Source organism: Pseudomonas sp. LFM046, assembly GCF_000949385.2.
Taxonomy (GTDB): Bacteria; Pseudomonadota; Gammaproteobacteria; order Pseudomonadales; family Pseudomonadaceae; genus Metapseudomonas.
Genome location: NZ_JYKO02000001.1, coordinates 5,598,403 through 5,617,246, shown reverse-complemented (window position 1 = coordinate 5,617,246; position 18,844 = coordinate 5,598,403). Strand labels below are relative to the sequence as shown.

The following is an 18,844-nucleotide window of genomic DNA, read 5'->3' as shown; positions in this document are numbered from 1 at the left end:
GTTCGCCGCGTGATTGCGGTGAGTCCTCGATGATCCCGGCAGGTTTGCCGCTGACTCATGCCGGAGGAGGGGAGCTGGCCGGGCGAACCCGGCCAGTGGTGCGAGGCGAAACGGCGATCAGCGTGCGGCCAGCAGGTCCTTGCCGCGCTGGACAGCGGCGCGCACCTGGTTCGGCGCGGTGCCGCCGATGTGGTCGCGGGCGTTGACCGAGCCTTCCAGGGTCAGCACGGCGAAGACGTCGTCACCGATCTGGTCGCTGAACTTGCGCAGCTCGTCCAGGCTCATCTCGGCCAGGTCCTTGCCGGTGTCCACGCCGTATTTCACCGCGTGGCCGACGATCTCGTGGCAGTCGCGGAAGGGCAGGCCCTTGCGCACCAGGTAGTCGGCCAGGTCAGTTGCGGTAGAGAAGCCGCGGCGGGCCGCTTCGCGCATGATCTCGCGCTTGGGCTTGATGGCCGGGACCATGTCGGCGAAGGCGCGCAGGGAATCGCGCAGGGTATCGGCGGCGTCGAACAGCGGTTCCTTGTCTTCCTGGTTGTCCTTGTTGTACGCCAGCGGCTGGCCCTTCATCAGGGTCAGCAGGCCGGTGAGGGCACCGAACACCCGGCCGGACTTGCCGCGTACCAGTTCGGGCACGTCGGGGTTCTTCTTCTGCGGCATGATCGAGGAGCCAGTGCAGAAGCGGTCGGGCAGGTCGATGAACTGGAACTGGGCGCTGGTCCAGAGCACCAGTTCTTCGGAGAAGCGCGACAGGTGCATCATCGCCAGGCTCGCGGCGGCGCAGAATTCGATGGCGAAGTCACGGTCGGACACGCCGTCCAGGGAGTTGCCGCCGACGGCATCGAAGCCCAGCAGCTGGCAGGTGATCTCGCGCTGGATGGGGTAGGTGGTGCCGGCCAGGGCAGCGGAACCCAGGGGCATGCGGTTGACCCGCTTGCGGCAATCCACCAGGCGCTCGTAGTCGCGGCTGAGCATTTCGAACCAGGCCAGCAGGTGGTGGCCGAAGGTCACCGGCTGGGCGGTCTGCAGGTGGGTGAAGCCCGGCATGATGGTGCCGGCTTCCGCTTCGGCCAGGCCGAGCAGGCCCTGCTGCAGGCGGGTGATTTCACCGAGGATGGTGTCGATTTCGTCCCGCAGCCACAGGCGGATGTCAGTGGCCACCTGGTCGTTGCGCGAGCGACCGGTGTGCAGTTTCTTGCCGGTGACACCGATGCGGTCGGTCAGACGCGCCTCGATGTTCATGTGCACGTCTTCCAGGTCCACGCGCCATTCGAAGCTGCCGGCCTCGATCTCGCCCTGGATCTGCTTCAGGCCGTCGATGATGGCATCGCGCTCCGTTTCGCTGAGCACGCCGACCTGTGCCAGCATGGTGGCGTGGGCAATGGAGCCCATGATGTCGTGGCGGTACAGGCGCTTGTCGAAGTCAACGGACGCGGTGAAACGGGCGACGAAGGCGTCGACGGGCTCGCTGAAGCGGCCACCCCAGGACTGGTTGGTCTTGTCGGTGCTCATGGGTTCACTCGGTGAGGAAGGTGAAAGAAAGCCGATGGGCCGGAAAATACCGTCGATAATAACAGTGTTGCCGGCAAAACCGGCGCGGCCTGTCCGGTTGGAGCCAGGGCAGAATGCCGGGGCCTTCACGGACGCGCCGAGGATTTGATGGTTCAGTACAGGCTTTTGCCCGGCGACCCTGGCCAGTCGCCTGCCGGGCCATTGGGGAAATGTCCGGGATGCCAGATCGCCTGAAGCACAAAGCGCGCTCCAAAATCGCCAACGACGACTTCTTTCTGCCGGAGCTGTGCCTGCCCGAGGCCCTGCTCGGCCTGGTGCTGCTGGCGGAGCTGCTGGTGCTGGTGCTGGTGCTCGCCGAGCCCATGCTGCCCAATTTCAACTGGGTGCGCCTGGCCCTGACCTCCCTCTTCGTTCAGTGGATTGTGCTGCTGTCCGCCGCCGTGCTCTGCCAGTTGCGTCCGCTGCTGGCGCGGCTGCGGGCGGCATTGGCGGGCGGTTTGTGCTGCGCCCTGGTGGTGGGCCTGACCCTGGCCGGCACCGCGGTGGCGGACTACTTCGATCTCGGTGGACCGCTGCCGCGCAGCGGCGAGGTCAATCTCTATCTGCGGCACGGGCTCATCAGCCTGATCATGTCGGCTCTGCTGTTGCGCTACTTCTACCTGCAGAGCCAGTGGCGCAAGCAGCAGCAGGCCGAGCTCAGGGCGCGCATCGAATCCTTGCAGGCGCGCATCCGCCCGCACTTTCTCTTCAACAGCCTGAACAGCATCGCCAGCCTGGTGGTGATCGATCCGGACAAGGCGGAGCAGGCTGTGCTCGACCTATCCGACATCTTCCGTGCCAGCCTGGCCAAGCCCGGCACGCTGATCGACTGGGGCGAGGAACTGGAGCTGGCGAAACGATATCTCTCGATCGAACAATATCGTCTCGGAGAACGGCTACAGTTGGATTGGCAGGTGGATGAAGTTCCGGACGATCTGCCCATCCCTCAGTTGACGCTGCAACCTTTGCTGGAGAACGCCCTGATCCATGGCATCCAGCCACGCATCGAAGGGGGGCTGGTACGGATCGAAGCGAATTACCGCGATGGCATGTTCCGCCTCTGCGTGAGCAACCCTTACGAAGAGGTCCAGGGGCAGTCGCCATCGCGTGGAACCCAGCAGGCTCTACGCAATATCGACGCGCGTCTGACGGCACTTTTCGGACCGCGGGCAAGTCTCAGCGTGGAGCGCCGTGACGGCCGCCACTTCACCTGTCTACGCTATCCTTGTGCGAGACTCACGCAGGAAGCCCGTGCGATATGAATGTCCTGATCGTCGACGATGAACCCCTGGCCCGCGAGCGCCTCAGCCGTCTTGTCGGCGACCTCGAGGGGTACCGTGTCCTGGAGCCTGCCGCCAGCAATGGCGAGGAGGCGCTCACCCTGATCGACAGCCTCAAGCCGGATGTCGTTCTGCTCGACATTCGCATGCCCGGCCTGGACGGGTTGCAGGTAGCCGCCCGACTGTGCGAGCGAGAGGCGCCGCCGGCCGTGATCTTCTGCACCGCCCATGACGAATTCGCCCTGGAGGCCTTCCAGGTCAGCGCCGTGGGCTATCTGGTCAAACCCGTACGGTCCGAGTCACTCGCCGAGGCACTGAAGAAGGCCGAGCGACCGAACCGCGTGCAACTCGCTGCGCTGACCCGTCCCGCCGCGGTCAGCGGGAGCGGTCCCCGAAGCCACATCAGCGCGCGAACCCGGAAAGGCATCGAGCTGATCCCCCTGGATCAGGTGGTCTATTTCATCGCCGACCACAAGTACGTGACCCTGCGCCATGAGCACGGCGAAGTCCTGCTGGACGAGCCGCTGAAGGCGCTGGAAGACGAGTTCGGCGACCGCTTCGTGCGCATCCATCGCAACGCCCTGGTGGCCCGAGAGCGCATCGAGCGTCTGCAACGCACCCCCCTCGGCCATTTCCAGCTCTACTTGAAGGGCCTCAATGGCGACGCCCTGACCGTCAGCCGCCGCCATGTCGCCGGCGTGCGCAAACTGATGAACAACCTCTAGCGGGCTGCCGCCAGTCGGCCCGCTCCCCACCCATAGCGTTTCTTCGCAAACGAGTGTCGCTCCGCGACATCCGCCCGCGCCCGGCCAGAGCGCGGGCCTGTTATGATTTCGGTCATCACCGTTTCCGGAAGTGACCATGTCCCGCGAGATCCGCATCGCCACCCGAAAGAGTGCCCTGGCCCTGTGGCAGGCCGAACACGTCAAAGCCCGTCTGGAGGACGCTCACCCCGGCATCAAGGTCAGCCTGGTGCCCATGGTCAGCAAGGGTGACAAGCTGCTCGACGCGCCCCTGGCGAAGATCGGTGGCAAGGGTCTGTTCGTGAAGGAACTGGAAACCGCCCTGCTGGAGAACGAGGCCGATATCGCCGTGCACTCCATGAAGGACGTGCCGATGGACTTCCCCGAAGGCCTTGGCCTTTATTGCATCTGCGAGCGCGAAGACCCGCGCGACGCCTTCGTCTCCAACCGCTTCGACAGCCTCGACGCCCTGCCTGCCGGCAGCGTGGTCGGCACCTCCAGCCTGCGCCGCCAGGCCCAGTTGCTGGCCCGCCGGCCGGACCTGAAGATCCAGTTCCTGCGGGGCAACGTGAACACCCGCCTGGCCAAGCTGGATGCCGGTGAGTACGACGCCATCATCCTGGCTGCCGCCGGCCTGATCCGCCTCGGTTTCGAAGACCGCATCCGCTCTTCCATCAGCGTCGAAGACAGCCTGCCAGCGGGCGGCCAGGGTGCCGTGGGCATCGAGTGCCGCACCGCCGACAGCGAGATCCATGCCCTGCTGGCGCCGCTGCACCACGAGGCCACCGCCCTGCGCGTCACCGCCGAGCGTGCCCTGAACAAGCACCTCAACGGCGGCTGCCAGGTGCCCATCGCCTGCTATGCGGTGATCGAGGGCGACCAGCTCTGGCTGCGTGGTCTGGTGGGCCAACCCGACGGCGGCGCGTTGCTGCGCGCCGAGGCCCGTGCCGCGCTCGCCGACGCCGAAGCCCTGGGGGTCAAGGTGGCGGATGAGCTGCTGGAACAGGGCGCCGGGGACATCCTCAAGGCCATCTATGGCGAGGCCGGTCACCCGTGACGGGCTGGCGGTTGCTGCTGACGCGCCCCAGCGAGGAGTGCGAAGCCCTGGCCGCGTCCCTGGCCGAACAGCAGGTCTTCAGCAGCAGCTTGCCGCTGTTGGCCATCGAACCCCTGGAAGAGACGCCGGAACAACGCAGCACCATCTTCGACCTGGACCGCTATTGCGCGGTGGTGGTGGTGAGCAAGCCGGCGGCGCGCCTGGGCATCGAACTGCTCGATCGCTACTGGCCGCAGCCGCCTGCGGAACAGCACTGGTTCAGCGTTGGCGCGGCCACCGGGGCCATTCTCGAAGACTACGGCTTGCCCACTTCCTGGCCGGCCAGCGGGGATGACAGCGAGGCTCTACTGTCGTTGTCAGCGTTTTCGGATGCGTTGGCTGTCCACGATCCAAAGGTCCTTATCATGCGCGGCGAGGGTGGCCGAGAATTCCTCGCCGATCGCTTGCGCGGCCAAGGCGTCGCGGTCGACTATCTGGAACTCTACCGGCGCTGCCTGCCGGACTACCCGGCGGGCACCCTGGCACAGCGGGTCGCGGCGGAACGCCTGAACGGCCTGGTGGTCAGCAGTGGCCAGGGCCTGGAAAACCTCCAGCGTCTGGCCGGTGATGCCTGGGCCGACCTGGCCCGCCTCACCTTGTTCGTACCCAGCCCGCGCGTGGCCGAGCAGGCCGTCGAAGCGGGTGCCCATAACGTTGTGGATTGCCGTGGCGCCAGTGCCGCGGCCTTGCTGGCGGCGCTCAGGCAGCATCCAGCGCCGACCCTTTGATGCGAAGGATGGATACGTGAGCGAAGCAGAAGCCCCGAAACAAGAGCAACACACCGTAGCCACCGAGCCCGTCACCACCAGCGCTGCGTCCGCCCCACGAGGCAATGGCCTGGCCCTGTTCGCCCTGCTGCTGGGCGCCGCCGGCATCGCCGTGGGCGGCTGGGGCCTCTGGCAGGTGCGCAGCCTGGAAGCCCGTGACCAGCAGCAGCTCAACATGGTCGAGGATGCCCGTGGCCAGACCCGAGCTCTGGCCCAGCGCGAGCAGCAGCTCACCGAGCGTCTGGCCGAGCTGCCCAGCGCAGCAGAGCTGGACGAGCGTCGTCGCCTGCTGGTGGACCTCCAGGGTGATCAGCAGCAGCTGCGTCAGCGTCTGGAAACCATCCTCGGCGCCAGCCGCAAGGACTGGCGCCTCACTGAGGCAGAGCACCTGTTGCGCCTGGCCAGCCTGCGTCTCTCGGCGCTGCAGGACATCTACAGCGCCACCGCGCTGGTGCAGGCCGCCGACGACATCCTCCGCGAGCAGGACGACCCCGCCGCCTACGCCGCCCGCGAACAGCTGGCGAAGAGCCTGGTGGCCCTGCGCAGCACCCAGCAGCCGGATCGCACCGGCCTCTTCCTGCAACTGGGCGCCCTGCGTGATCAGGCCGCCCAGCTCAACCCGCTGGTGCCCGCCTTCGAAGACAAGGGTGGCGTGCTGCTGGACATGGCCGCCGAAGGCGATGGCGGCAGTCGCTGGTCCGAGTGGCTGGAAAAGCTTTCCCACTACTTCCGTATCCAACTGAACGCTGACCAGGACATCAAGCCGCTGCTGTCCGGGCAGAACCTGTCCCAGGTCCGCCTGGCCCTGTCTCTGGCCCTGGAGCAGGCCCAGTGGGGCGCCCTGCATGGCCAGACCCAGGTCTACCAGCATTCCCTGCGCCAGGCGCGCGAGGTGCTGAAGGGGCACTTCAACGAAGAGAACCCCGACAGCCGCGCCCTGCTGGCGCGCCTCGATGAACTCGCGGGCCAGCCGGTGGAAGTGCAGGCGCCCGACCTGACTCCGGCGCTGACTGCGCTGCAGGCCTACCTGCAACGCACCCCGGGGGCGGCAGCCGAATCCGGGGAGCCGAAAGCGGCCGAGCCGGCCCAGGAGACCGGCCAATGAAACGCTTGCTCAAGGTCCTGCTGATCCTCCTGGTGATCGGCGCGGCCGTCACCCTCATCGGCATGGCGGTGGCCCAGCACAAGGGCTACGTGCTGATCGCGTACAAAGGCTTCCGCTACGAGTCCACCCTCTGGGCAACCCTGGCCCTGCTGACGGCGCTCTGGCTGCTGTTCACCGGCCTGCGCTACCTGCTTCGGCTGGTGGTGGTGTCGGGTGGCGTGGTCAATCCCTGGTCCCGGCGCAATGCCCGCCGCCGCGCCCGGCTGGCCTCCGAGCAAGGCCTGCTGGACCTGGCCGAAGGTCGCTGGGCCCGTGCCCTGCGCCACCTCAAGCGCGCCGCGGAAAATGACCCGCAGCCGCTGATCTACTACCTGGGCGCTGCCCGCGCCGCGCAGAAGATCGGCCAGAGCGATGAAGCCGAGCGCCTGCTGGAGCGTGCCCTCGAGCGACAGCCGCAGGCCGAACTGGCCATTGCCCTGGCCCACGCGGAACTGCAACTGGATCGTGGCGATTCGGCGGCCTCCCTGGAGACCCTCAACGCCGTTCACGAGCGCCATCCCCGCCACCACCAGGTGCTGCGTCAGTTGCTGCACCTGCACGAAGTGCGTGACGACTGGGCGTCGGTGGTGGGCTTGCTGCCGACGTTGCGCAAGGAAAAAGCGCTGCCGGAAAACCAGCTGGCGGAGCTGGAACTGCGTGCCTGGAGTGCCCGCCTGTACCAGGCTGGCGAAGAAGGCCTGAACGAAGGGGAGACTGCCCTGCAGCCCCTGACGCGCGCCTGGCAGCAGCTCACCGCTGCGCAGCGGAACGAGCCTCGCCTGGTGCTGGCGTTCGCCGAGCAACTGCGTCGCCTGGGGGCCGAGGAAGAGGCCGAGGAATCGGTCCGTACCGCCATCAAGCGCGGTCACGATGACGGTCTGGTGCGGCTCTATGGCCTGCTGCGCGGCCGCGATCCGTCGCGCCAGTTGCAGACCGCCGAGGGCTGGCTGAAGGAACACGCCAGCGACGCCACGCTGCTCCTCACCCTGGGCCGCCTGTGTCTGCGCAACCGCCTCTGGGGCAAGGCACGGGAGTATTTCGAAAGCAGCCTGAGCTCCCGCCGCGACCCCGAGACCTGTGCCGAACTGGCCCGCCTGCTGGCGCAGCTGGGTGAAGTGGAGCGCAGCAACCAACTGTTCCAGGAAGGCCTCGGCCTGTTGGACCAGCGCCTGCCGGCCCTGCCGCTGCCGGCGGAGAAGATCGCCTGAGACAAGAAGGCCCGGGAAATCCCCGGGCCTTTTTCGTTACCGTCTTGCGCGGTGGCTACAGTCAGCGGTGGGGCCTGCGGTCCGGTTCTCGAATGACTTCTCGCACAGTGGAGGTCTCACCCCATCGATCCGACAGCATGGGTTTCGCTCCGCTCTACCCATCCTACGGGCTGGTCACCGTCTAACGACCCACGTAGTCGATGCGGTAGATGGCCCCGGCGTAGTCATCGCTGACCAGCAGCGCGCCGTCGGGCGTTACCAGCACATCCGCCGGCCGCCCCCAGACTTCGCCATCCTCCAGCCAGCCTTCGGCGAACACGCTCTGGCGTTTCAGGCTGCCATCCTCATTGAGCTCCACCCGCTTGATCCGGTATCCGATCTTCTCGCTGCGGTTCCAGGAGCCGTGCTCGGCGATGAACAGGTTATTCCGGTACGCCTCGGGAAACTGCTGGCCGGTGTAGAAGCGCAGGCCCAGCGGCGCCACATGAGGGCCCAGCTTCGCCACCGGGGCGACGAAGTCGCTGCAGGGGCGCTGGGAGAATTCGGGGTCGGCCACGTCGCCGCCGTGGCAATAGGGGAAGCCGAAGTGCTGGCCGGTTTTTTCCAGGCGGTTCAATTCGCAGTCCGGCACGTCGTCGCCCATCAGGTCGCGACCGTTGTCGCTGAACCAGAGCTCGCCCGTCTGCGGGTGCCAGTCGAAGCCCACAGAGTTGCGCACGCCACGAGCTACCAGTTCCAGGCCGCTGCCGTCAGGGTTCATGCGGTGGATGGCGGCATAAACGTCCGGGTCTCGTGCGCAGATGTTGCAGGGCGCGCCGACCGGCACATAGAGCTTGCCGTCGGGGCCGAAGGCGATGAATTTCCAGCCGTGGTGGGTTTCCTTCGGAAAGCCCGCGAAGACCACTTCGGGTTTCGGCGGCGAGTCGAGCCGCGACTCTATGCCGCGCAGCCGCAGGATGCGGCTGACCGCAGAGATGTACAGATCACCGTCCTTGTAGGCCACGCCCACCGGCAGCTGTAGGTCGTCGGCGACGATGCGGACCTTGCCGCTGGCAGGGTCCAACGCATAGACCTTGCCGGCGGCATTGCTGCCGACGAACAGGGTGCCCCGCGCGCCCCAGGTCATCTCCCGGGCGTTGGGCAACTGGTCGCTCACGAGGCTGATACGAAAGCCCTCGGGCAGCCGGATGCGGTCCAGGGGCAGTGCGGCGTTGGCCAGCCAGGGCAGCAGGAGCAGCGAGAGAATGAGCAGCCGACGCATGGCGGTGTTCTCCGGACAGGCAACCCTTCCCAGCCTAGACGGTCGCCTTGAAAGCCAGAGGCCCTTTCCACTACCGTAACGCCCTTCCCGATAACCCAACGGAGCCGCCATGTCTCTGGCAAGCCCGCGTTCGCTCTTCTTCCTCGCCTTTCTCGCTTGCGTCGCCATCATGGGCGGTGCGCTTTATCTCGAGCATGCGCTCGGCCTCGAACCCTGCCCGCTGTGCATCGTCCAGCGCGTCTTCATCATCGCCTTCGGCGTGGTGTGCATGATCGCCTCCCTGCATGGTCCGGAGCGTGTCGGCCGTCGTGTCTATGCGGCCTTTGCGCTGCTGTTCTCCGTGGGTGGTACGGCTGCGGCCGGGCGCCAGATCTGGTTGCAGAGCGTGCCGGCGGACCAACTGCCCGCCTGCCTGCCGAGCTTCGACTACATGATCGAAGCGTGGCCCTTCCTGGAGATCGTCAAAACCATGCTCCATGGCACGGCCGATTGTGCGGAAGTGACCTGGACCCTCTTCGGCATGAGCATCCCCGAGTGGAGCCTGCTGGCCTTCGCCGGCTGCATCCTTTTCTCCCTCTATCAGCTGCTGCGCCGCGCGTGAAAATCCAGGGCGCGTGGCTGCTCCGCGCGCCCTTTGTCGTGTCCCTCAACGCGCTGTTTCCCCGCCTCTTCCTCTGCCCTCGTCCCCTGCGAGTCCTTCAAGGTCTCCGGCCAGACGGGCCGCGGCCTGTCGTTTAAACGCCCGTATGAATTTTTTCCCGTCAGCGCCTTGATGGCACTGCCCGGCGGGCATAATCTGGCCCGCACGCGCCGCCGGAATATTGCCGTTTTGGCGGTGTCTTCCCAGGATCTTGCACCGGTCGACAAAAAACCGTCTCGGAGCAGACGTATAACGGCATTACCGAATTAGGGAAGTGAGGTCGTCACCATGCTCGAAAGTTGCCAGAACGCTCAGGAACGTTGGGGTGGCGTGCACCAGCTGATCGACCGCTGGCTGCAGGAGCGCCATGAGCTGATCCGCGTGTACAGCTCGCTGAGCGAAAAACCACAGGCACCCAGCGCCAACGCAGAAGCGCTGCAAAGGTTTTGTGAGGTCCTGCTGGACTATGTTTCCGCAGGGCACTTCGAGGTCTACGAGCAACTGCTCAACGAGGCGAAAGCCTTCGGTGACCAGCGCGGCCTTGACCTCGCCAAGCAAATCTATCCCCGCATCGAAGTCATCACCGAAGTCGCCCTGGCCTTCAACGACCGTTGCGACAACGGCGATTGCCGTGACCTCTGCCTGACGACCGAGCTGAGCAATCTCGGGCAGTTGCTTCATGAACGCTTCGAGCTGGAAGACTGCCTGATCGAAGTGCTGCACAACGCCCACCAGGGTCAGGCCTCGCAACCGGCCTGATAACCGTCCTGCCCGGCACCGGAGCTGGGGTGCGAGAGAACCTCTGCACCCCTGATTCCAGAGCCTTCCTGGCGTCTCGCAGCGGTTGGCGCAATACCGGTTTCCGGCCTTGCATTTCCATGTCCCCATCGCAAGCGAGAAACCGTGTGCCGGCAATCAGTCGCAAAGCCACGGCGGGCGGAATGGCGCGGCCTCTGGCGACTCGCGAAACAGGCGACTAGTATGGGCCAAATAACGCCCGCCAGGAGGCATACCATGTCGGCCAAGAAGAAGCCTGTTAGCACCCCGCTGCACCTGTTGCATCAACTGTCCCACAGTCTGCTCGAACACCTCGAAAAAGCCTGCGCCCAGGCATCGGTCGATGCTGAACAGCTGCTGACCAAGTTGGAGAAGCAGCGCGGCAAGGCCCAGGAAAAACTCCACGCTGCGCGCACCAAGCTGCAGGATGCGGCCAAGGCCGGCAAGGCCAAGGCACAAGCCAAGGCCAAGGACAGCATCGGCGAGCTCGAAGCCCTGCTGGACACCTTGAAGAATCGTCAGTCCGAAACCCGCGCCTACATCGCTCAGCTCAAGCGTGACTCCCAGGAGAGCCTGAAGCTCGCCCAGGGCGTCGGCAAGGTACGCGAGGCCGCCAGCAAGGCGCTGGGCAGCCGCGAAGCCAAGTCGGCGGCGGCCAAGCCTGCTGCCAAAGCCGCGGCTAAACCTGCTGCAAAAGCTGCTGCCAAGCCGGCAGCCAAACCTGCTGCCAAAGCCGCAGCCAAGCCTGCTGCGAAACCGGCTGCCAAGGTTGCCGCCGCCAAGCCTGCCGCGAGGACCGCTGCCGCGAAGCCGGCTGCCAAGCCCGCCGCTAAACCGGTTGCCAAGGCTGCCGCTGCCAAGCCTGCAGCCAAGCCGGTTGCGAAGACCGCCGCTGCCAAGCCTGCAGCCAAACCGGTTGCCAAGGCTGCCGCTGCCAAGCCTGCAGCCAAACCGGTTGCCAAGGCTTCCGCTGCCAAGCCCGCAGCCAAGCCGGCCGCGAAGACTGCCGCTGCGAAGCCTGCAGCCAAGCCGGCCGCGAAGACCGCCGCCGCCAAGCCCGCTGCCAAACCGGCCGCCAAGCCTGCGGCCAAAGCGGCTGCGAAACCTGCTGCGAAGCCCGCCGCCAAGCCTGCCGCGAAGCCGGCTGCCAGCGCTGCGAAACCCGCTGCAGCGGCCAAGCCCGCAGCAAAACCCGCCGCCAAACCGGCAGCGGCTGCTGCAGCCAAGCCTGCTGCTGCGAAGCCGGCCGCCAAGCCTGCCGCGAAGAAAGTTGCCGCCAAGCCGGCGGTGAAGAAGCCCGCTGCCCCGGCCAAGCCCGCTGCCGCGAAACCCGCTGCTCCGGCCCCTGCCCCGGCTCCGGCCGCCAAGCCCGCTACCGTTGCTCCGGCCGCGCCGGCGCCGGCCGCCGCTCCGGTTGCCAGCGTGTCGCCCGCCAGCAGCAACGGCGCTTCCCCGACCTCGCCGTCGAACTAAAGCGCCTGGGCCGCGACGCGCAGTAGATCAAGCGCGTCGCGGTCCGCTCCTTCCAGTCCTGGGTGGCTCCCCAGAAGCCAGGCTTCGACCTGTTCTGAACCCCGTTCCCCCCAGCCATCCGCGGCCACTTCCAGCCGTGCCAGCAATTTGCGTTCGGCCTCCAGTTCCAGTGCCTTGACCTGCTCCCGCAATCCCGCCAGCGCCGGATCATCCTGGGCCTGGGCGCGCCATGCCTGACGCAACGAGCGCAGCGGCTTGACCACCTGTTCCTGCCAGGGCTCGCACACCTGCTTCAGGGCGTCCAGGCGTGAGGTGTCGAACGTCGCGCCACAGCGTCCCAGCCAGCAGGCCGTGAGCAGCAGGCAGACATCGATGCCGCGATCCTGCAGGCGCAGGCAGGCTTGCTCGACACCCGGTTCGGTGTAGAGGCGCAGGGCGAACGTCCACAGGTCTGAAGGCATGTCTGTCCTCGGGCGACTCCGCGGCGAAGCTGATAAACTCCGCCGCCATCATGATCCGACTGCAAAATCTCACTCTACAGCGTGGTCCTCAGCGCCTGCTAGAAGGCGCCGAGTTGACCCTGCACGCCGGCCAGAAGGTCGGCCTCATCGGCGCCAACGGTGCCGGCAAATCCAGCCTCTTTGCCCTGCTGCGTGGCGAGTTGGGTCCGGACGCCGGCGACTGCCAGTTGCCCGCGGATTGGCGCATCGCCCACATGCGTCAGGAAGTGGACAACCTCGAGCGCCTGGCCGTGGACTACGTGCTCGACGGCGACCAGCACCTGCGCCAGGTGCAGCGTGATCTTGCCGCGGCTGAAGCGGGCCATGACGGCACCGCCATCGCCCGGCTGCACATCGAGCTCGACAGCGCCGACGGCTACACGGCCGACGCGCGTGCCCGCAAGTTGCTGGCCGGCCTCGGCTTCACGGCGGAGCAGATGGACCGCCGCGTCGGTGACTTCTCCGGCGGCTGGCGGATGCGCCTGAACCTCGCCCAGGCGCTGATGTGCCCGTCCGAATTGCTGCTGCTGGACGAACCCACCAACCACCTCGACCTCGACGCCATCCTCTGGCTCGAAGAGTGGCTCAAGGGCTACCCGGGCACGCTGCTGCTGATCTCCCACGATCGTGACTTCCTCGATTCCGTGGTGGATAACGTGGCCCACCTGGAGCAGCGCAAGCTGACCCTCTACCGTGGCGGCTACTCGGCCTTCGAGCGCACCCGTGCCGAACGTCTGGCGCAGCAGCAGCAGGCTTACGAGAAGCAGCAGGCGCAGCGTGCGCACATGGAAAGCTTCATCGCTCGCTTCAAGGCCAAGGCCACCAAGGCCCGCCAGGCCCAGAGCCGGATCAAGGCCCTGGAACGGCTGGAAGAACTGGCACCGGCCCATGTGGATTCGCCCTTCGACTTCAGCTTCCGTGAAGCCGACAAGATTTCCAGCCCGCTGCTGGATCTCTCCGAAGGCCGCCTCGGCTATGGCGAGAAGGCTGTGTTGCAGCAGGTCAAACTGCAGCTGGCGCCCGGTGCGCGCATCGGCCTGCTGGGCCCCAACGGTGCGGGCAAGTCCACCCTGATCAAGACCCTTTCCGGTGACCTCTCGCCCCTCGGCGGGCGACTGGCATGTGGCGAGAACCTGGCCATCGGCTACTTCGCCCAGCATCAGTTGGACGCGCTCGACCCCAAGGCCAGCCCGCTGCTGCACCTGCAGCGCCTCGCGCCCAGCGAGCGTGAGCAGACCCTGCGCGATTTCCTCGGCGGCTTCGATTTCCGTGGCGATCGTTGCGACGAGGCCGTGGCCAATTTCTCCGGCGGCGAGAAGGCGCGTCTGGCCCTGGCGTTGATCGCCTGGCAGAAGCCCAACCTGCTGCTGCTCGACGAACCGACCAACCACCTCGACCTGGAAATGCGCCTCGCGCTGACCATGGCCCTGCAGGATTTCGCCGGCGCCGTGCTGGTGGTGTCCCACGACCGCCACCTGCTGAAGAGCACCACGGACGAATTCCTGTTGGTGGCCGACGGTCGCGTGCAGTCGTTCGACGGCGACCTGGATGACTATGCCCGCTGGTTGGTGGATTACCGCGCCCGCCAGGCGCCTGTGGTCAGCGCGCCGGTGAACCCGGACAAGACCGACAAGCGCGCCCAGCGCCAGGCCGCCGCAGCCCTGCGCCAGCAACTGGCACCTCACAAGAAGGAGGCCGACAAGCTGGAGAAGGACCTGGGCAAGGTCCATGAGCAGCTGGCCACCGTCGAGGAGCGCCTGGGCGACTCCGCCCTCTACGAGGCGGCGCGCAAGGATGAACTGCGTGACCTGCTGGCCGAGCAGGCGCGCCTCAAGGCCCGCGAGGCCGAACTGGAAGAAGCCTGGCTCCTGGCTCTGGAAACCCTGGAGGAGCTGCAGCGGCAACTGGAGGCCGCGGATTGATGGACGACCTGCTTCTCCTCACCGCCTGGAGCGAACCGCTGATCCGCGCCGCCCAGGTGCTCCTCATCATCCTGCTGGCCTGGCTGGTGCAGCGCATCGTCACCCGGGGCATCTCCCGCCTCGGGGCGCGTTATCCACAGCTGCCCCAGGAATTGCTGTTGCCGCTTCGCGGGCTGCTGCGCTGGATGATCCTCGGCAGCGCCTTCATGATGGTGCTGGAACGCTTCGGTGTATCCGCCGAGGTGCTCTGGGCCGCCCTTACCGGCTTCACCGCCGTGGCGGCGGTGGCCTTCTTCGCGATCTGGAGCGTGTTGTCGAACATGTTCTGCGCGGTGCTGATCTTTTCCCTCGGCCCCTTCCGCATGGGTGACCGCGTGGAAGTGGTGGAGAGTGCGGACAAGCAGGGCGTGAAGGGCAGGGTGATTGCCATCAACCTCTTCTACACCACCCTCGAAGACCTCAGTGAAGACAACCAGGGTGCGCAGGTGCAGGTGCCCAACAGCCTGTTCTTCCAGAAGGCGGTGCGCCGTTGGCGCTGATGCTACTGTGCAGCGGTTTTCCGAAGGGGTAGGCTGAGCGGCCTTCCCCTTTTTTGCTTTAGAGGTACCTGCCATGGCGCTCCAGACCTGGCTCGCTTTCCTGGTTGCCTGTTGGGTGATCAGCCTGTCACCGGGTGCCGGTGCCATCGCCTCCATGTCTTCCGGCCTGCAGTACGGCTTCCTGCGCGGTTACTGGAATGCCCTCGGCCTGCAGATTGGCCTTGCCCTGCAGATCGCCATCGTCGCCGCTGGCGTCGGCGCCATCCTCGCTACCTCCGCGCTGGCCTTCAGCCTGATCAAGTGGTTTGGCGTGGTCTACCTGGTCTACCTGGCCGTGAAGCAGTGGAGAGCGCTGCCCAGCGACATGGCCAGCGGCTCCGGCGAGCGCCCCATCGGACGCCCGCTCACCCTGGTACTGCGTGGCTTCCTGGTGAACTTCAGCAACCCCAAGGCGATCGTCTTCATGCTCGCCGTGCTGCCGCAGTTCATCGACCCCCACGCGCCGCTCGTGGAGCAGTACTTGGTGATGGGCGTGACCATGATCACCGTCGACCTGATCGTCATGGCTGGCTACACCGGTCTCGCCGCCCGTGTCCTGCGCATGCTGCGCACCCCGCGCCAGCAGCGGGTGATGAATCGCAGCTTCGCCGCCCTGTTCGTGGGCGCTGCGGCCCTGCTGGCCAGCGTGCGTCGCGCGCCGGTCTGAGGCGCCTCCCCTCCGGCGGGTCATACCCGCCGGATGCCTTCCTGTCGGAAATCCTCCGACCTCCAGCATCGCTGAATTCCTTCCAGAGCAGATGTGGCGCGGCTTTCAGGTCGCTGCTGCGGCAAAACGCCGCAATGCGGCCGACTAATCGGGGTTGAGCTGAATGGTTTGGAGGGTAACAATTCCACTCCCCATTCTCATTTGAGATTGAATAATGTTCCCCACTCCGAGAATTCTCGGCTGGTTGCTGATGCCGCTGATGGCGCTCTGCAGCTTCAGTCTCTTGGCCGACCCGGCCGACGGTGCCGCCCAGGCGCTGCACCTGCTCAGTTACATCGGGGCCGACTACCCGGCCACGGTTGTCGATGGCAAGGTCATCGACGCCAGCGAATACCGCGAACAGATCGAATTCCTCGGCGCGTTGCAGGGCCTGATCATTGCCCTGCCGGCCCGCGACGGCCAGAAGGACCTGGAGCAGGGCGTTGCCAGCCTGCGCCAGGCCGTCGAGTCTCATCAGGACAGTGCCGCCGTCACCCGTCAGGCCCGCCAGTTGGCCACGCGCCTCGCCGCGGCCTACGAGGTCAGCCAGGCGCCGGTCATCACTCCCGATCCTGCCCGCGCCGCGCCGCTGTATGCCCAGCATTGCAGCGTCTGCCACGGCGATGCCGGTGCCGGTGACGGCCCGGCGGGCATGGGGCTGGAACCGCCGCCGGCCAATCTGCGCGACCAGGCGCGGATGGACCGGATGAGCCTCTACGACCTCTATAACACCCTCGGCCTGGGCGTCGAAGGTACCGACATGCCGGCCTTCGCCGACCAGCTGGATGATCGCCAGCGCTGGGATCTGGCGAGCTACATCGCTGGCTTCAGCGCTGATCCGTCGGTGAAGGGCGATGCCATGCCGCTGGGCGAACTGGCCGGTCGCACGCCGGAGGAAGTCGGCGCCAGCCAGGGCGCTGCCGCCCAGGCGCTGTTCCGCGCCCAGCGTGCCCAGCCGCCCATGCAGCAGCGTGGGCCCAAGGAGCTGATCGGGCATACCCGCAACACCCTGGAGGAGAGCTTCAAGGCTTACCGCGACGGCGAAGCCGACCAGGCCTACGACCTCTCGGTGGCGGCGTATCTGGAAGGTTTCGAGCTGGTGGAAAGCTCCCTCGACAACCTCGACGCCGTGCAGCGCAAGACCACCGAGCGCGCGCTGATGGCTTACCGGCAGGCGCTGCAGGACCGCCAGCCGGTGGCCCAGGCGGCGCAGTTGCTGGAGCAAGCCAAGGCCGAGCTGGACAAGTCCGGTCGCCTGTTGGAAGGCGACGGCCTGAACGGCTCGCTGACCTTCCTCTCCAGCCTGTTGATCCTCCTGCGGGAAGGCCTGGAGGCCATCCTGGTGCTGGCCGCGATCCTCGCCTTCCTGCGCAAGACCGGCCAGGAACACGCGGTTCGCAGTGTCCACATCGGCTGGGGCGTGGCCATTGTCGCCGGCTTCGCGACCTGGGCCGTGGCGGCCTTCCTGATCGATGTCGGCGGCGCCCAGCGCGAGCTGATGGAAGGCTTCACCGCGCTGTTCGCCAGCGTCATGGTGCTCTGGCTCGGTGTCTGGATGCATGACCGCCGCCACGCCGCCGCCTGGCAGAGCTACATCAAGGAGCATCTGCTGAGCAGCAGCGGCCGCTTCGGATTCGCCACCCTGGCGTTCTTCTCCGTGTACCGCGAGCTGTTCGAAGTCATCCTCTTCTACGAAACCCTCTGGCTGCAGGCGGGCCCCACCGGTCATGGCATGGTCATCGCCGGTGCGGTAGCAGCGCTGCTCCTGCTGGTGGGCCTGGCCTGGGTGATCCTGCGCGGCTCGGCGAAGCTCCCGCTGGGGACCTTCTTCAGCGCCAACGCCATCCTGCTCTGCGCCCTGTCGGTGGTGTTCGCCGGTCATGGCGTGGCCGCCCTGCAGGAGGCCGGCGTGCTGGGCACCCGCCCGGTGCCGTTCTTCGAGTTCGACTGGCTGGGCATCCATCCCGATGCCTACAGCCTGTCGGCGCAGGGGCTGGCATTGCTCGCCATTGCGGCCTTCTACGGCCGCAGCTGGCTGCGGGAACGCAGCGTGGCCCAGGCGTGAATCCGGGGCGAGGGTTTAAACTCCTCGCCCTTTTTCTTTTCTGAAAGGAAGTGTCATGCGCGTCTGGATCGATGCCGATGCCTGCCCTCGGGCGGCGAAGGACCAGGTGATCAAGTTCGCCCTGAAGCGCAAGTTCGAGGTGGTGCTGGTGGCCGGGCAGAGCCAGGTCAAACCGACCTTTTCCTGCGTGCGCCTGGTGGTGGTGCCCAGTGGGCCGGATGCGGCCGACGACTACCTGGTGGAGAACGCCGTGCCCGGCGAACTGGTGATCTGCAGCGATGTGCCGCTGGCGGATCGCCTGGTGAAAAAGGGTGTGGTGGCCCTCGATCCCCGTGGCCGCGAATTCGACGAGCGCAACATGGGCGAGCGCCTCGCCGTGCGCAACCTGCTCACGGACCTGCGCGATCAGGGTCAGATGGGCGGTGGCCAGGCGGCCTATGGCGAGAAGGATCGGCAGGCATTCGCCAATTCCCTGGACAGGTTACTGACCCGGTTGAGCCGGGGTTGACCCTTCCTTCGGCCGCATCGCACGGATGCTAGTCGTAGGGTGCGCCGTGCGCACCGGCATTTGCGGCTGGGTCACTGTCCCGGCTCCGCCACGGTGCGCGCGGCGCACCCTACCGATCTGGGCCGTGCCGGCGGCTCAGCCGCAGAGGTAAGTGCCGGTGCCGACCGCCACCAGGGTTCCGTCGTCGGCGTGCAGCTCCGAGCGTACCACCGCTACCTTGTTTCCCGAACGCAGCAGCACTGCCGTGGCGGTGAAGTGCTTGCCCCGGCCGGGGCGCAGGTAGTCGATGCGCAGGTCGATGGTGCCGAGCTTTGAAAGCCGCGCCATGCGTTCCGCTGTGGATAAGTGCTGGTGCCGCTCGAAGGCGCCGATCAGGGCCATGGCACCGCCCACCACGTCCAGCAGGCTGGAGATCACGCCACCGTGAAGAATGCCGTGGACGAAGTTGCCGATCAGTTCGTCCTTCATCGGCAGGTGCATCACCACCTTGTCGGTGCTCATCTCACCCAGTTGGATGCCCAGCACCTGATTGAAGGGAATGCGCTCGAAAAAGCCGGCGACGGCCTGCTGCAGTTCGGGGGTGAGGACGAAATCGGTCTGGTTCATGGCGCCTCCTGCGTACGTC

General features: G+C 66.4%; 18 protein-coding genes. 14 read left to right on the top strand and 4 right to left on the bottom strand.

Going from position 1 to position 18,844, the window contains the following annotated elements; translation table 11 throughout:
- Positions 1–117 precede the first annotated feature (117 nt).
- Positions 118–1,512, bottom strand: a complete 1,395-nt coding sequence (argH, locus tag TQ98_RS25805) for an argininosuccinate lyase (protein WP_044873182.1) — start codon at positions 1,510–1,512, stop codon at positions 118–120.
- Between the two features lie 218 nt (positions 1,513–1,730).
- Between argH and TQ98_RS25800 the strand changes: the two genes are divergently transcribed.
- The 6 genes from TQ98_RS25800 to TQ98_RS25775 all read left to right on the top strand — a co-directional run bounded on the left by TQ98_RS25800 (position 1,731) and on the right by TQ98_RS25775 (position 7,789).
- On the top strand, positions 1,731–2,813 hold the full coding sequence (locus tag TQ98_RS25800) for a sensor histidine kinase (protein WP_044873181.1): 1,083 nt from the start codon (positions 1,731–1,733) through the stop codon (positions 2,811–2,813).
- On the top strand, positions 2,810–3,556 hold the full coding sequence (locus TQ98_RS25795; protein WP_044873180.1) for a LytTR family DNA-binding domain-containing protein: 747 nt from the start codon (positions 2,810–2,812) through the stop codon (positions 3,554–3,556). The genes TQ98_RS25800 and TQ98_RS25795 overlap by 4 nt, the downstream gene beginning before the upstream one ends.
- Before the next feature lie 136 nt (positions 3,557–3,692).
- A complete protein-coding gene (gene hemC, locus TQ98_RS25790; RefSeq protein ID WP_044873179.1) occupies positions 3,693–4,631 on the top strand; it encodes a hydroxymethylbilane synthase in 939 nt (312 codons plus the stop codon).
- Entirely contained in the window at positions 4,628–5,398 is a 771-nt protein-coding gene (locus tag TQ98_RS25785) for a uroporphyrinogen-III synthase (RefSeq protein ID WP_044873178.1), read from the top strand. The genes hemC and TQ98_RS25785 overlap by 4 nt, the downstream gene beginning before the upstream one ends.
- Positions 5,399–5,414: 16 nt before the next feature.
- Complete coding sequence (locus TQ98_RS25780; RefSeq protein WP_044873177.1) at positions 5,415–6,542, top strand: uroporphyrinogen-III C-methyltransferase; 1,128 nt, start codon at positions 5,415–5,417, stop codon at positions 6,540–6,542.
- Entirely contained in the window at positions 6,539–7,789 is a 1,251-nt protein-coding gene (locus TQ98_RS25775) for a heme biosynthesis HemY N-terminal domain-containing protein (RefSeq protein ID WP_103103097.1), read from the top strand. The genes TQ98_RS25780 and TQ98_RS25775 overlap by 4 nt, the downstream gene beginning before the upstream one ends.
- 181 nt (positions 7,790–7,970) lie before the next feature.
- Here TQ98_RS25775 and TQ98_RS25770 read toward each other — a convergent pair whose 3' ends face one another.
- Positions 7,971–9,050, bottom strand: coding sequence for a sorbosone dehydrogenase family protein (locus tag TQ98_RS25770; RefSeq protein WP_044873174.1), 1,080 nt, complete (start codon positions 9,048–9,050; stop codon positions 7,971–7,973).
- A gap of 109 nt (positions 9,051–9,159) precedes the next feature.
- Between TQ98_RS25770 and TQ98_RS25765 the strand changes: the two genes are divergently transcribed.
- The 3 genes from TQ98_RS25765 (at position 9,160) to TQ98_RS25755 (ending at position 11,940) form a co-directional block, all read left to right on the top strand.
- On the top strand, positions 9,160–9,651 hold the full coding sequence (locus tag TQ98_RS25765) for a disulfide bond formation protein B (RefSeq protein ID WP_044873173.1): 492 nt from the start codon (positions 9,160–9,162) through the stop codon (positions 9,649–9,651).
- Between the two features lie 327 nt (positions 9,652–9,978).
- Positions 9,979–10,449, top strand: coding sequence for an Rsd/AlgQ family anti-sigma factor (locus tag TQ98_RS25760; RefSeq protein WP_044873172.1), 471 nt, complete (start codon positions 9,979–9,981; stop codon positions 10,447–10,449).
- Between the two features lie 255 nt (positions 10,450–10,704).
- Positions 10,705–11,940, top strand: a complete 1,236-nt coding sequence (locus TQ98_RS25755; RefSeq protein ID WP_044873171.1) for an AlgP family protein — start codon at positions 10,705–10,707, stop codon at positions 11,938–11,940.
- On the opposite strand, the gene TQ98_RS25750 is transcribed toward TQ98_RS25755, so the two are convergent.
- Entirely contained in the window at positions 11,937–12,401 is a 465-nt protein-coding gene (locus TQ98_RS25750; RefSeq protein ID WP_044873170.1) for a TIGR02444 family protein, read from the bottom strand. The genes TQ98_RS25755 and TQ98_RS25750 overlap by 4 nt on opposite strands.
- Positions 12,402–12,451: 50 nt before the next feature.
- Here TQ98_RS25750 and TQ98_RS25745 point away from each other — a divergent pair, with 50 nt between their 5' ends.
- The 5 genes from TQ98_RS25745 (at position 12,452) to TQ98_RS25725 (ending at position 18,219) form a co-directional block, all read left to right on the top strand.
- The gene (locus tag TQ98_RS25745; protein ID WP_044873169.1) at positions 12,452–14,362 is read left to right on the top strand and encodes an ATP-binding cassette domain-containing protein; all 1,911 of its coding nucleotides are present in this window, start codon (positions 12,452–12,454) and stop codon (positions 14,360–14,362) included.
- On the top strand, positions 14,362–14,901 hold the full coding sequence (locus TQ98_RS25740; RefSeq protein ID WP_044873168.1) for a mechanosensitive ion channel family protein: 540 nt from the start codon (positions 14,362–14,364) through the stop codon (positions 14,899–14,901). The genes TQ98_RS25745 and TQ98_RS25740 overlap by 1 nt, the downstream gene beginning before the upstream one ends.
- A gap of 73 nt (positions 14,902–14,974) precedes the next feature.
- Positions 14,975–15,607 carry a homoserine/homoserine lactone efflux protein gene (gene rhtB / locus TQ98_RS25735; RefSeq protein ID WP_044873167.1) on the top strand — a complete coding sequence of 211 codons (633 nt, stop codon included), beginning with the start codon at positions 14,975–14,977 and terminating at the stop codon, positions 15,605–15,607.
- A 214-nt stretch (positions 15,608–15,821) separates the two neighbouring features.
- Positions 15,822–17,711 carry an FTR1 family protein gene (locus TQ98_RS25730; RefSeq protein ID WP_044873166.1) on the top strand — a complete coding sequence of 630 codons (1,890 nt, stop codon included), beginning with the start codon at positions 15,822–15,824 and terminating at the stop codon, positions 17,709–17,711.
- Positions 17,712–17,766: 55 nt separating this feature from the next.
- Complete coding sequence (locus tag TQ98_RS25725) at positions 17,767–18,219, top strand: YaiI/YqxD family protein (RefSeq protein WP_044873165.1); 453 nt, start codon at positions 17,767–17,769, stop codon at positions 18,217–18,219.
- A 135-nt stretch (positions 18,220–18,354) separates the two neighbouring features.
- On the opposite strand, the gene TQ98_RS25720 is transcribed toward TQ98_RS25725, so the two are convergent.
- Positions 18,355–18,825 carry a thioesterase family protein gene (locus tag TQ98_RS25720; RefSeq protein WP_044873164.1) on the bottom strand — a complete coding sequence of 157 codons (471 nt, stop codon included), beginning with the start codon at positions 18,823–18,825 and terminating at the stop codon, positions 18,355–18,357.
- Positions 18,826–18,844 lie beyond the last annotated feature (19 nt).